The sequence below is a fragment of the Amycolatopsis mediterranei genome (assembly GCF_026017845.1).
Taxonomy (GTDB): domain Bacteria; phylum Actinomycetota; class Actinomycetes; order Mycobacteriales; family Pseudonocardiaceae; genus Amycolatopsis; species Amycolatopsis mediterranei.
Genome location: NZ_CP100416.1, coordinates 2,595,112 through 2,608,179, shown reverse-complemented (window position 1 = coordinate 2,608,179; position 13,068 = coordinate 2,595,112). Strand labels below are relative to the sequence as shown.

Genomic DNA, 13,068 nt, shown 5'->3' with positions numbered 1-13,068 from the left:
GCGCGGTTCGCGAGCGTCGAGGAGAAAGCCCTACTTGTCCCGGCGGAAGAGCTTGTTGCCCAGCCACACGATCGGGTCGTACTTGCGGTCCGCGACGCGCTCCTTCATCGGGATCAGCGCGTTGTCCGTGATGTGGATCCCCTCCGGGCACACCTCCGAACAGCACTTCGTGATGTTGCAGTACCCGAGGCCGTGCTCGTCCTGGGCCGCGTCACGGCGGTCCGCGACGTCCAGCGGGTGCATCTCCAGCTCGGCGATGCGCATCAGGTACCGCGGCCCGGCGAAGGCTTCCTTGTTCTCCTCGTGGTCACGCACCACGTGGCAGGTGTTCTGGCACAGGAAGCACTCGATGCACTTGCGGAACTCCTGCGACCGCTCGACGTCCACCTGCTGCATCCGGTACTCGCCCGGCTTCAGGTCCGCGGGCGGGGTGAACGACGGGATCTCGCGCGCCTTCGTGTAGTTGAACGACACGTCGGTGACGAGGTCGCGGATCACCGGGAACGTCCGCATCGGCGTCACCGTGATCACCTCTTCCTCGGTGAACGTCGACATCCGCGTCATGCACAGCAGGCGCGGCTTGCCGTTGATCTCCGCCGAGCACGAGCCGCACTTGCCCGCCTTGCAGTTCCAGCGCACCGCGAGGTCCGACGCCTGGGTGGCCTGCAGCCGGTGGATGATGTCGAGGACCACCTCGCCCTCGTTCACCTCCACGGTGAAGTCCTGCAGCTCGCCGCCGGTGTCGTCGCCACGCCACACGCGGAAACTCGCCTTGTAGCTCATGCGCCCACCTCGCTGGCGCTCGGTGCCGCCTGAGCCGGAAGCGCTGTGTTGAATGATTCGCTCGCAAGCTCGCTCATGCTTTGCTCCCGGGGTGCGCCTCGAGTTCGTCGTCGGTGTAGTACTTCCCGAGTTCGCCGAACTCGAACAGCTCCAGCAGGTCCTGCCGCAGCGGCACCTGCTCCTTCACCACGACGTCGATGTCCGGGACGACCGGGTTGTCGCCCTCGGCCGCCGAGCACACCAGCAGCTTGTGGCGCCACTCGGCGTCCATGCCGGGGTAGTCGTCGCGCGTGTGCCCGCCACGGCTCTCGGTCCGCGTCAGCGCCGCCTTCGCGACGCACTCGCTGACCATCAGCATGTTGCGCAGGTCGATCGCGAGGTGCCAGCCGGGGTTGAACTGCCGGTGGCCTTCCACCGTGACGCGCAGGATCCGCTGCCGCAGCTCGGCGAGCTTCACCAGCGCCTGCTCGATCTCGCCCGCCTTGCGGATGATGCCGACCAGGTCGTTCATCGACTGCTGCAGCTCGGTGTGCAGGGTGTACGGGTTCTCCGCCGAGGCACCGGACGGCGGGTCGAACGGCGCGAGCGCCATCTTCGCCGCAGCGTCCACATCGGACTCCGAGACGGCGGGCCTGCCGTCGAGGCCGAGCACGTACTCGGCGGCACCGAGTCCTGCGCGGCGGCCGAACACCAGCAGGTCCGACAGCGAATTGCCGCCGAGCCGGTTCGAGCCGTGCATGCCGCCCGAGCACTCGCCGGCCGCGAACAGGCCGGGCACGCTCGCCGCGGCCGTGTCCGGGTCGACCTCGATGCCGCCCATGACGTAGTGGCAGGTCGGGCCCACCTCCATCGGCTCCGCGGTGATGTCGACGTCCGCCAGCTCCTTGAACTGGTGGTACATCGACGGCAGCCGCTTCTTGATCTCCTCGGCCGGCAGCCGGCTGGCGATGTCGAGGAAGACGCCGCCGTGCGGGGAGCCGCGGCCCTCCTTGACCTCGGAGTTGATCGCGCGGGCCACCTCGTCGCGGGGCAGCAGGTCGGGTGTGCGCCGGTTGTTGTCCGCGTCGGCGTACCAGCGGTCGGCTTCTTCTTCGCTTTCGGCGTACTGGCCCTTGAACACGTCGGGCACGTACTCGAACATGAACCGCTTGCCGTCGGAGTTCTTGAGCACGCCGCCGTCACCGCGCACGCCCTCGGTGACGAGGATGCCCTTGACGCTCGGCGGCCAGACCATCCCGGTCGGGTGGAACTGGACGAACTCCATGTTGATCAGCTTCGCGCCCGCCCGCAGGGCCAGCGCGTGGCCGTCACCGGTGTACTCCCACGAGTTCGACGTCACCTTGAACGACTTGCCGATGCCGCCGGTGGCCAGCACGACCGCGGGCGCCTCGAAGAGGATGAACCGCCCGCTCTCGCGCCAGTAGCCGAACGCGCCGGCGATCTTCCCGTCGGTGGTGAGCAGCTCGGTGACCGTGCACTCGGCGAAGACCTTGATCTTCGCTTCGTAGTCCCCGGTCTCGGCGAAGTCCTCCTGCTGCAGCGAGACGATCTTCTGCTGCATCGTGCGGATGAGCTCGAGCCCGGTGCGGTCACCGACGTGCGCCAGCCGCGGGTAGGTGTGCCCGCCGAAGTTGCGCTGGCTGATCCGGCCGTCGGCGGTGCGGTCGAAGAGCGCGCCGTACGTCTCGAGTTCCCAGACGCGATCCGGCGCCTCCTTGGCGTGCAGCTCGGCCATCCGCCAGTTGTTGAGGAACTTCCCGCCGCGCATGGTGTCGCGGAAGTGGACCTGCCAGTTGTCGTTCGAGTTCGCGTTGCCCATCGAGGCCGCGCAGCCGCCCTCGGCCATCACCGTGTGCGCCTTGCCGAACAGGGACTTGCACACGACCGCGACGCGGAAGCCGCGTTCGCGGGCTTCGATCACGGCGCGCAGACCGGCGCCACCGGCACCGATCACCACCACGTCGTAGCTGTGCCGTTCGACCTCGGTCATAAAAGGATTCCACCTCGGAGCTGGGGACGTCAGTTGTCGGGAGCACTGTCGGGAGCGGGAAGAGTCAGTTCACGAACCTCAGGTCCGCGATCGCGCCACTGGCCACGAGCATGACGTAGAAGTCGGTCAGCACCAACGTGCCGAGCGTCGTCCAGGCCAGCGTCATGTGGCGGGTGTTGAGCTTCGTGACCTGCGTCCAGATCCAGTAGCGCACCGGGTGCTTGGAGAAGTGCTTCAGCCGGCCGCCGGTCACGTGCCGGCACGAGTGGCAGGACAGCGTGTAGGCCCAGAGCAGGATCACGTTGGCGAGCAGGATGACGTTGCCAAGCCCGAAGCCGAACCCGCCGGTCTTCCCGTGGAACGCCGTGATCGCGTCGTAGGTGTTGACCAGCGAGACGATCAGCGCCACGTAGAAGAAGTAGCGGTGGACGTTCTGGATGATCAGCGGCAGCCGCGTCTCGCCGGTGTACTTGGCGTGCGGTTCCGCGACGGCGCAGGCGGGCGGGGAGAACCAGACCGACCGGTAGTACGCCTTGCGGTAGTAGTAGCAGGTCAGGCGGAACCCGAGCAGGAACGGCAGCACCACGAAGCCGAGCGGGATGAACCCGGGCAGGTCGCCGAACCAGTGGCCGAAGTGGCTCGAGCCTTCGACGCAGGAGGTGGACAGGCAGGGCGAGTAGAACGGCGTCAGGTAGTGGTAGTCGGGCACCCAGTACGCGGTGCGCACGAACGACCGGACCGTCGCGTAGATGATGAACGCCGACAGTCCGAGCACGGTCAGCAGCGGCTGGAGCCACCACCGGTCCGTGCGGAGGGTGCGCTCGGCGATCCTGGCCCGCTTCGGGGCCCGGACGCCGGTGCCGACGCCGTTGTCAGCGGGAGCGCTCACCGCTGGTCGCGCTTGTAGCCGCCGACGCCTTCGTCATCGGCGCCGTGCCAGAGCGCCGGATCGTAGGGGGTGTCGGGGACGGGAACGCGCTCCGCGGCCTTCGCCTGGGCGGGCACCGCAAGGGGCACGCCGTCGAGGTCCGCGGTGTCGATGTCGAGGCGCTCGACGTCGTTGGCGAGCCGGCGCACGGCCGAAGCGTCGCCGTAGCGAGAGCGCAGTGCGCCGACGCACTGCCGGAGCTGGCCGATGGTTCGCCGCAGCTCGGCGATTTCGGAGGTGGACATCATGCCTCCCGGGTCGGTGGGGCCGGCGGGGCCGGATGGCGATCAACTCGCCAGTACCGACTCTGCCGCGCGTGGTGCAGTGTGACAAGTAGCACATTACGCAGGGAGAAGTGTGGCGGGGCTCACGGGGGACGATCTTCTGAATCGATTTTGATTCGCAGTTCGCGGCAGGTAGTGTGGCCAGGGTCACGACCCAGAGGCGCCAGTGCTGCCGTCCCGCGGACCACCTCGAACCAGTGATCCGGAGCCGGACATGAGCCCTGTCCCCACCCCCTCGTTGCACCCGGTCGTCGCCGAAGTCACCGCCCGCATCGCCGCGCGCAGTGCCGCGACCCGCTCGGCCTACCTCGACCGCACCGCCGCCGCGTACGCCGAAGGCCCGGTCCGCCGCGGCCTCGCGTGCAGCAACCTCGCCCACGGCTTCGCCGCGATGGACGGCGTCGACAAAGAAGCGCTGCGGGCCGCGCGTGCCCCCGGCGTCGCGATCGTGTCCTCCTACAACGACATGCTTTCGGCGCACCAGCCGTTGCAGGAGTACCCGGCGTGGCTGAAGAAGTCGGTGCGCTCCGCCGGGGGTGTCGCCCAGTTCGCCGGCGGCGTCCCGGCCATGTGCGACGGCATCACGCAGGGCCGCGCGGGCATGGAGCTGTCGCTGTTCAGCCGCGAGGTCATCGCGATGTCGACGGCGATCGCGCTCTCGCACGACATGTTCGACGCCTCGCTGCTGCTGGGGGTGTGCGACAAGATCGTGCCCGGGCTGCTGATCGGCGCCCTTTCGTTCGGCCACCTCCCGGCCATCCTGATTCCCGCCGGCCCGATGAACTCCGGACTGCCCAACAAGGAGAAGGCGCGCATCCGGCAGCTCTACGCCGAAGGCCTCGCGACCCGCGAAGACCTCCTCGACGCCGAAGCCGCGTCGTACCACTCGGCCGGCACCTGCACGTTCTACGGCACGGCCAACTCCAACCAGATGGTCGTCGAGGTGATGGGCCTGCACCTGCCGGGTGCCAGCTTCGTCCAGCCGGGTTCTGCCCTGCGTCGCGCGCTGACCGAAGAGGCCGGGCGGCGGGTCGTCGCCATTTCGCGCGGCGAGGAGTACACACCGGTCGCGCGGATCCTCGACGAGAAGGCGTTCGTCAACGGCGTCATCGCGCTGCTTGCCACGGGCGGGTCGACCAACCACACGATGCACCTGGTCGCGATCGCCGCGGCCGCGGGCATCCAGCTGACCTGGGACGACTTCTCCGACCTCTCGGCGGTCGTGCCGCTGCTGGCGCGGGTCTACCCGAACGGCAGCGCCGACATCAACCACTTCCACGCCGCCGGCGGCATCCAGTTCCTGGTCGGCACGCTGCTCGACGCCGGGCTGCTGCACGAGGACGTGCACACGGTGGCCGGGTTCGGGCTGCACCGCTACCGCGCCGAGCCGATCCTCTCCGACGGCGAGCTGGTCTGGCGGGACGTGCCCACGCGCAGCCTCGACGAGGAGGTGCTGCGCCCGGCGTGGCGCCCGTTCGCCGCGGACGGCGGGCTGCGGATGGTCGAAGGCAACCTCGGCCGCGCGGTGACCAAGGTGTCCGCGGTGGCGCCCGAGCACCGCGTCGTCCAGGCGCCGGCGCGGGTGTTCACCACGCAGGAGGGCTTCACGGCCGCGTTCGAGGCCGGCGAGCTGAATCGCGACGTCGTCGTGGTGATCCGGCAGCAGGGCCCGCGGGCGAATGGCATGCCGGAACTGCACGGCCTGACCCCGGCGCTGGGCGTGCTGATGGACCGCGGGCACGCGGTGGCGCTGCTCACCGACGGCCGGATGTCGGGCGCGTCGGGCAAGATCCCGGCCGCCATCCAGGTGACGCCGGAAGCCGCGGCGGGCGGCCCGATCGCGCGCATCGCGGACGGCGACGTCATCCGGCTCGACGCGTCCTCGGGCTCGCTCGACGTGCTGGTCGGTGACGAAGAACTCGCCCGGCGTGCGCTTGTGGACTCCCCGCCGTCCGAAGCATCCTGGACCGGCACCGGCCGGGAGCTGTTCGCCGCGTTGCGCCGTGCCGTCGGCCCCGCCGACCAGGGCGCATCCGTGTTCGGCGGCCTCGTGCCGGAGCACTTCGGAATGCCCGCTCTCACAACCCAGGAGGTCGGTCAGTGACCACCGGTCAGGACCTGCTCGAGCTGTCCCCCGTGATGCCCGTCGTGGTGATCGACGACGCCGACGACGCGGTCCCCACGGCCCGGGCCCTGCTCGCCGGCGGGATCGGGGTCATCGAGCTGACCCTGCGCACCCCGGCGGCGTTGTCGGCGATCGAGCGCGTCGCCGCCGAGGTACCGGACATCGTCATCGGCGCGGGCACCGTCGTCTCGCCCGACCAGGCGAAGCAGGCGGCCGACGCGGGCGCGAAGTTCCTCGTGACGCCGGGCTGCACGGACGCCGTCGTCGACGCGTGCTTCGAGTCCGGGCTGCCGTTCCTGCCCGGCGCGAGCACGGTGTCCGAGGCGATGCGGCTGGCCGAACGCGGGCTGTCGGCGCTGAAGTTCTTCCCGGCGGAGGCCTCCGGCGGCGTCGCGTACCTGAAGTCGATGGCGGGTCCGCTGCCGTCGCTCAAGTTCTGCCCGACCGGCGGGATCACCGTGGCCTCGGCGCCGTCGTATCTGGCACTGCCGAACGTCGGCTGCATCGGCGGCTCGTGGCTGACGGCCTCGCTCGATCCCGCCACCATCGAGAAACTGGCCGCGGAAGCTGCCGCGCTGTAACGGAAATCACTTCGCGGTATTGCCGCACTCGAACGGCGGAATGCGCATCCGCATTCCGGGAGCACCGTTCCAGCCGGCTGGAACGGTGTTCCGAGCGGGTATGGCACCGATCAGGGAAACCGGCGCCGTCCCGCTGAATGGCGCATCCATCCCCCGGGTGGGTTATTTACCCGCCTGTTATCGTTTCCCTTCGCTATTCCAGCGAGGAGAAACCGTGTCCCTGACCAGCTTGGTCGACCGCGAGCAGGCGAAGATCCATTTTCTGAACCACGCGCGGCATCCCTTTCACGCGATCTATCTCGGCGAAGAGATCCTCGGCGTCGGAGAAGAACGCGTGCGCGCCGAGATCGAACGCTGCGCGCACGCCCGGCTGCAGCGGCTCGTCGTCGCCGGCCGCCTGCTGCAGAGCCACTTCTCGTCCGACTGCACCTTCGGACTCACCGGTGAACGTCGAGTGGCTCGCCGACGGTGAGCACCTCCCCCTCGTGCAGCTGCGCCCCTGTTCGGCCTGACCTTTCCCGGGAGCCACGATCATGCTGGGCCTTCGCCTGCCCGCGAAACCCGCCGTTCAGCGCGCCGTCCGGCTGACCTACGGGTTTCAGTTCTTCTTCGGCCTGCTGCTGTGGGTGCCGATCTTCTACTCGTACCAGAAGCTCGCCGGGCTCTCCGACGGCGAGATCTTCGGCATCCAGAGCAGCTATTACCTCGTGTTCTGCCTGCTCGAGATCCCGACGGGGCTGATCGCCGACCGCTTCGACTACCGCACCTCGCTGGCGGCGGGCGCCGGCGTGCTGGTGGCCGCGAACCTGGTCCCGGTGTTCGTGGGCTCGTACGCGGGTTTCCTCGTGCACTTCGTCCTGATCGCCCTGGCCCGCTCGCTGGTGTCCGGCGCGCAGAGCGCGTACTTGTATGAGTACCTGCACGCTTCCGGCGCCGGGGAGCACTACCTCCGTGTGGAGGGTGTCGGCCGCGCGTACAGCCTGGTCGGCAAGATCGTGTTCTGGCCGGTGATCGGGCTGCTGATGGCCTGGAGCTTCCCCTCTCCGTACTGGCTGACCGCGATCAACGCGGGCATCGCGCTGGTCTTCGCGTGCCGGCTCCCGTCGATCCCCGGCGGCCGCCGCGTGACCGGCAAGACGGCGTCGCTGCTCGCGGGAGCCGGCGGCGCGCTGTCGACGCTGCGCTCGTCCCGGTGGCTGGTGTTGCTCATGGTGCAGGGTGTCGCGATGTTGACGCTGGTGCGGATCTGCCAGGTGAACCTGTTCCAGCCGATCCTGGAGTCGAAGGCGCTCTCGGTGAACTGGTTCGGCGCGGTCCTGGCCGCGATGACGGTCTTCGAGGCCCTGGGCGCGGCCCGCCCCCACCGGCTCCGCCGGGCGATCGGCCCGGTGGGTTCGGTGTTCACGCTGACGATCGTGCTGGCGTTGTGCCTCAGAGTGATCGTGTTCGTCGGCTCCTTCCCGGCGGTGGTGTTGTTGTGCGTCTTCGCGGTGGCGGCGGGGATCGCGTTCCCGATCCAGAAGCAGCTGCTCAACGACTCCATCCCGGATTCCCGGTACCGCGCGACCCTGCTGTCCATGGAGTCCATTGTGGACCGGGCGGGGTGCGCCCTGGTCGCGGTGGTGCTGGGCGCCTACCTGGCGGCCGGGCAGCTGAACGAGTTCCTGGTGCTGACGGCCGTCGTGACGTGCGTCGCGACGGCGCTGCTCGCCGTGCTGCTGCTGGCGGTCCGCAAGCAGCGCTCGGACCGGCGCCGCCCGGTCCGGCAGGAGACGGTGCCGGTCGCCGCCCCGTGACCTCCGGCCCCGGCCACGGCACCGCCGTCACCGGCGGCGTGGCTCCCGGTGGAAGTACACCGTCATGTGCAGGTCGTCTTCGCCCCCGGTGACTTCGCTGCCGAAGACGACGTCCTGCACCTGGACGTCGCCGAGTTCGTCGAGGGTGTCGGCGACCCGGCGCAGCAGAGCTGCCACGTCGCCCTGGCCCGGGCCAGCCGGGTTGCTCCGCGAGAAGTGCTCGACGGTCCAGCTGTCCGCCATCAGTCGATGACGGCGTCGTCGAGCAGGGTGGACTCCGCGCCGTACTCGCGGAGTTCCTCCTTGATCACGGTGTAGGCCAGGCCTTGCGGGTAGCCCTTGCGCGCGAGGAAGCCGAGCAGCCGCCGCAGGGCGGTCTGTTCGTCGACGTTGCCGAGCGAGCCGAGGCGCTTGCGGACCAGTTCCCTGGCCATCTGTTCCTCGGACTCGCGATCGACCTCGCCGGCCGCCTGCGCGGCGACCTCGTCGTCGACGCCCTTACGCCGCAGCTCGGCCATCAGCGCGGTGCGGGACAGGCCCTGGGTGGTGTGGCGGGACTTCACCCACAGCTCGGCGAACTCCGCGTCGTTGACCAGCCCCGCCCGGTCGAGCTTGCCGAGCAGGGTTTCGCTGGTCTCCTCGTCGAACCCCTTGCGGCGCAACGCCTGCCGGAGCTCCTCCTGAGTGCGCGCACGCACGGCTAGCAGATCGAAGCAGATCTCCTTGGCCTTCTTGTACCGCTCCTCCGGAGGCAGCTCGGCCGGAGGCACCTTCGGCGCCCTAGCCACCTGAATCACTCCTCGTTCTTACCGCTCACCATCACCAAGGCCGAATGTCACCAAGGCCGCGCGCTACCACCCAACGCAACCACGGCGGGGGTCCAGGGGGCTTGCCCCCTGGCGGGGGTCCGGGGGTTCGACCCCCGGGAGACACGGCGGAGGGATAGGGGCGAGCGCACTCCGCGAGCACACTTCACCCAATCCCGCAGCACACTTCACCCAATCCCGCAGCAGGCCTCGCCCAATCCCGCGGCCTAGAAGTCGACCGGTGCCGGAACGGCCTCGACGGCTTCCGCGTCGAGCTGCGCACCGATACCGAGCTTCTCCTTGATCCGCTTCTCGATCTCGTTGGCGATGTCCGGGTTGTCGCGCAGGAACTTCCGGGCGTTCTCCTTGCCCTGGCCGAGCTGGTCGCCCTCGTAGGTGTACCAGGCGCCGGACTTGCGCAGGATGGCCTGGTCGACCCCCATGTCGATGAGCGAACCCTCGCGGGAGATGCCGTGGCCGTACAGGATGTCGAATTCGGCCTGCTTGAAGGGCGGGGCCATCTTGTTCTTCACGACCTTGACGCGGGTGCGGTTGCCGACCGCCTCGCCGCCGTCCTTGAGCGTCTCGATGCGGCGGACGTCGAGCCGGACCGACGCGTAGAACTTCAGCGCCTTGCCACCGGTGGTGGTTTCCGGGGAGCCGAACATGACGCCGATCTTCTCGCGCAGCTGGTTGATGAAGATCGCGGTGGTGCCGGAGTTGTTCATCGCACCGGTCATCTTGCGCAGCGCCTGGCTCATCAGCCGGGCCTGGAGACCGACGTGCGAGTCGCCCATCTCGCCTTCGATCTCGGCGCGGGGCACGAGCGCGGCCACGGAGTCGATGACCAGGATGTCGAGCGCGCCGGAGCGGACCAGCATGTCCGCGATCTCCAGGGCCTGCTCACCGGTGTCGGGCTGGGAGACGAGCAGGGCGTCGGTGTCCACGCCGAGCTTCTTGGCGTAGTCCGGGTCCAGCGCGTGCTCCGCGTCGATGAAGGCCGCGATGCCACCGTTGCGCTGGGCGTTCGCCACCGCGTGCAGGGCGACCGTGGTCTTACCGGAGGACTCCGGGCCGTAGACCTCGATGACCCGGCCGCGGGGCAGGCCGCCGATGCCGAGCGCGACGTCGAGGGCGATCGCGCCGGTGGGGATCACGGCGATGGGGGCGCGGCCCTCTTCGCCGAGGCGCATGACCGAGCCCTTGCCGTACTGCTTGTCGATCTGCGCGAGCGCGAGCTCGAGCGCCTTGTCCTTGTCGGGTGCTGCAGGCATGGAAAGTCCACCTCGCTGGTCTGAGCCCCGTCGAGGGCTCTGGTGTGTCGGTTCTTCAGCTGTCCGGTCCGACGCTAGCGGCGGGGACCGACAATTCCAGGCGCGGCGCCCAATCTGTGGATCGCTGGACCCGATGTGGACAACACCTTAGACGAACACCTGTTCGAGGTCGGCAGCGACACACCCTTGCGGTAGGATTTTCGCCCGCCCGGGTCAGGATCGGAGCGTATCCGCCCAGGTCAACGCCTTTCGGCGGGGACGTCGAAGGCGTTGCAGACCTCGCGCCAGACCTCCTTGGCCGGGATTCCCGCGGTCAGCGCCTGGTCGATGGTGCGGCCGCCGAGCCCGCTCAGGACGTGGTCGCTGGCCAGCACCTGGGCCCGCCCGGGGCCGAACTCCTCGGCCATCAGCCGCCGGAAAACCGTGATCCGCATCGGACCCACTTTAACCGGCGGGCGCGAACGGCCCGTTCGCGCCGTCTACCGGCCCGGCTGGACGCTCGCCTCGAAGTAGTCGGCCAGCGTGCCGGGCGTGGTCGCCGTCGCCTGGTCACTCGTGTTCAGCTGGTAGATGAACCCGGCCAGCGGCCGGTCCGACACCGTGAACACGAGCACCGCCGACGTCTTCCCCGCGGCCGACGAGTAGTGCCCCTTGAGGCCGTTGCCGCCCCAGTCGGCCTCGGTGCGGTCGCCGCCCGCCGACGCGAGCAGGCCGTCGGTGTACTGCTTGAGCGCGTCGGCGTTGTCGCCGTGGACGTAGGTCACCTGCGTACCCGCCCGGCCCGGTGCGGAGCAGGTCGAGGCGGCCCCCAGGCTCTGCGCCGGCGCCGCCGGGCCGTTGCCCATGCCCGGCTTGCAGTCCCCGGTGTCCGCGATCTTCCCGGCGAGCTGGCGCAGGCACCCGGTGAAGCCCTTGTCGTCCGCCTGCCCCGGCGTCTTGCACTGGTCCGCGGTGTAGGTCGTCACCGAGGACGACGACGTCAGGAGCACCGTCAACCCCACGGCGAGCGCCACGACGACCGCGGCGGCGATCCCGAGCAGCAGCTTCTTCTTCCCGCCGGACTTCGGCTCGGCCTTGCCGGGCGCGGGCGAGTACGCCGGGAAGTTCGACGGAACCGGTTGCGGGCCGCTGGGCGGGAAGTTCGACGGCGCGTAACCCGGGTACTGCGGCGGAGGCGGCGGCGCGTACTGCGGGCGGCGCGGCGGAGCACCCGCGGCCACCGCCCCTTCGACGTTCTGGGTGCGCACGGACAGCCCGTCGCGGGCTACGTGCTGCGCGCCGAGCGCGACGGCGGTCTCCGGCTGGTCGAGGCTGCCGGGCACGACACCCAGCTTTTCCGCGATCATCGCGCCGACCAGCGGCAGCCGGCTCGACCCGCCGACGAGGTAGATGCCGGCCAGCCGCTCCGGGGTCAGCCCGGACGACCGCAGCGTCCGCGACAGCAGTTCGACGCTGCGCAGCATCGCCGGGCGGACCAGGCCTTCCAGCTCGCCGCGGGTGACGAGGACGTCCTTGAACGGCTCGGGCATCGGCACCTCGGTCTGCGGGTGCCGCGACAACGCCTCCTTGGCCGCCTTGACGTCTTCCTGCAGCGCGCGCCGGGTGCGCCGGTCGGCGGTGGACTCCGGGCGCAGCAGCCGCTGCCAGCGCTGCGGGTCGGAGTGCGAGACCTCGCGTCCGACGTGCACCATCAGCGCCTGGTCGACGTCGAGGCCGCCGAGGTCGGGCAGGCCGTCCTCGGCGAGCACGGTGAACCCGTTCTGCGTGGCGCCGACGACCGCGACGTCGAAGGTGCCCGCGCCGAGGTCGTAGACGGCGAGGGCCTGGCCGGGCGCGAGCGACTTGCCGGGGAACGACGCGAAGTGCGCCGCGGCGGCGACCGGCTCGGGCACCAGCAGGATGTTCGGCCCCATCCCGGCGAGCCGGGCGGCGGCCATCAGCACGTTCCGGCGCGGCTGCCCCCACTGCGCGGGGTGGGTCAGCCGGACCTCGTCGGGCTGCTCGCCGCCGAGCTGGCGGGAGGTCTCCTCGAGGACGCGGCGCAGGATGGCGGCCAGCGCGTCGGTGACCGGGACGACGTCGGTGCCGAGCAGCAGGGTCTGTTCGTCGATGCGGCGCTTGGGGTTCGGCTCGAAGCGGGTCGGGTCCAGCCGGGCGCGGCGCTCGGCGTCGCGGCCGACCATGATCGTGCCCTCTTCGGTGGCGAACACCGCCGAGGGCATGTTGGCCGAGCCGTCCACCTCGACGACCCGGGGCGGCCTCCCGTGCGCCGAAAGCACGGCGACGGTGTTGGACGTCCCGAGGTCCACGGACAGGATCCGCACAGCACTCCCCTTCGCGAAACACGCCCCGACGGCGCCCGCGTGATGCTGCCATGCGTGCGGTCACCGTGCGTGCGGACCCGGGAAAGTCACGGCTCCTTGACGCGGACGCCGATCAAGGTGCACGATAGTTGCACGGTTTGCGCAACTGAGTTGACCGATATAAGCAAGAAGGGGGGT

At 69.8% G+C, this 13,068-nt stretch carries 13 protein-coding genes; 4 read left to right on the top strand and 9 right to left on the bottom strand.

Going from position 1 to position 13,068, the window contains the following annotated elements; all coding sequences use genetic code 11:
• Positions 1-30 precede the first annotated feature (30 nt).
• From ISP_RS12490 to ISP_RS12475, 4 genes are all read right to left on the bottom strand, one after another.
• Positions 31-783, bottom strand: a complete 753-nt coding sequence (locus ISP_RS12490; protein WP_013224227.1) for a succinate dehydrogenase/fumarate reductase iron-sulfur subunit — start codon at positions 781-783, stop codon at positions 31-33.
• A 73-nt stretch (positions 784-856) separates the two neighbouring features.
• Entirely contained in the window at positions 857-2,773 is a 1,917-nt protein-coding gene (locus ISP_RS12485; protein WP_013224226.1) for a fumarate reductase/succinate dehydrogenase flavoprotein subunit, read from the bottom strand.
• A 64-nt stretch (positions 2,774-2,837) separates the two neighbouring features.
• Positions 2,838-3,662 carry a hypothetical protein gene (locus ISP_RS12480; protein WP_013224225.1) on the bottom strand — a complete coding sequence of 275 codons (825 nt, stop codon included), beginning with the start codon at positions 3,660-3,662 and terminating at the stop codon, positions 2,838-2,840.
• The gene (locus ISP_RS12475) at positions 3,659-3,946 is read right to left on the bottom strand and encodes a hypothetical protein (RefSeq protein ID WP_003054488.1); all 288 of its coding nucleotides are present in this window, start codon (positions 3,944-3,946) and stop codon (positions 3,659-3,661) included. The genes ISP_RS12480 and ISP_RS12475 overlap by 4 nt, the downstream gene beginning before the upstream one ends.
• Before the next feature lie 253 nt (positions 3,947-4,199).
• Between ISP_RS12475 and edd the strand changes: the two genes are divergently transcribed.
• The 4 genes from edd to ISP_RS12455 all read left to right on the top strand — a co-directional run bounded on the left by edd (position 4,200) and on the right by ISP_RS12455 (position 8,487).
• Positions 4,200-6,089, top strand: coding sequence for a phosphogluconate dehydratase (gene edd / locus ISP_RS12470; protein WP_034284323.1), 1,890 nt, complete (start codon positions 4,200-4,202; stop codon positions 6,087-6,089).
• Positions 6,086-6,691 carry a bifunctional 4-hydroxy-2-oxoglutarate aldolase/2-dehydro-3-deoxy-phosphogluconate aldolase gene (gene eda, locus ISP_RS12465; protein ID WP_013224222.1) on the top strand — a complete coding sequence of 202 codons (606 nt, stop codon included), beginning with the start codon at positions 6,086-6,088 and terminating at the stop codon, positions 6,689-6,691. The genes edd and eda overlap by 4 nt, the downstream gene beginning before the upstream one ends.
• Positions 6,692-6,905: 214 nt before the next feature.
• Positions 6,906-7,163, top strand: a complete 258-nt coding sequence (locus ISP_RS12460; RefSeq protein ID WP_013224221.1) for a hypothetical protein — start codon at positions 6,906-6,908, stop codon at positions 7,161-7,163.
• Between the two features lie 61 nt (positions 7,164-7,224).
• Positions 7,225-8,487 carry an MFS transporter gene (locus ISP_RS12455; RefSeq protein ID WP_013224220.1) on the top strand — a complete coding sequence of 421 codons (1,263 nt, stop codon included), beginning with the start codon at positions 7,225-7,227 and terminating at the stop codon, positions 8,485-8,487.
• 27 nt (positions 8,488-8,514) lie between these two features.
• Here the strand turns inward: ISP_RS12455 and ISP_RS12450 are convergent, their stop codons facing one another.
• From ISP_RS12450 to ISP_RS12430, 5 genes are all read right to left on the bottom strand, one after another.
• Positions 8,515-8,730, bottom strand: coding sequence for a hypothetical protein (locus ISP_RS12450; RefSeq protein WP_013224219.1), 216 nt, complete (start codon positions 8,728-8,730; stop codon positions 8,515-8,517).
• Entirely contained in the window at positions 8,730-9,257 is a 528-nt protein-coding gene (locus tag ISP_RS12445; protein WP_013224218.1) for a regulatory protein RecX, read from the bottom strand. The genes ISP_RS12450 and ISP_RS12445 overlap by 1 nt, the downstream gene beginning before the upstream one ends.
• Before the next feature lie 263 nt (positions 9,258-9,520).
• Positions 9,521-10,567: a recombinase RecA gene (gene recA / locus ISP_RS12440; protein WP_013224217.1), complete on the bottom strand. Its 1,047-nt coding sequence runs from the start codon at positions 10,565-10,567 to the stop codon at positions 9,521-9,523.
• A gap of 239 nt (positions 10,568-10,806) precedes the next feature.
• Positions 10,807-11,001, bottom strand: a complete 195-nt coding sequence (locus ISP_RS12435; protein ID WP_013224216.1) for a DUF3046 domain-containing protein — start codon at positions 10,999-11,001, stop codon at positions 10,807-10,809.
• A 45-nt stretch (positions 11,002-11,046) separates the two neighbouring features.
• A complete protein-coding gene (locus tag ISP_RS12430; RefSeq protein WP_013224215.1) occupies positions 11,047-12,891 on the bottom strand; it encodes an Hsp70 family protein in 1,845 nt (614 codons plus the stop codon).
• Positions 12,892-13,068 lie beyond the last annotated feature (177 nt).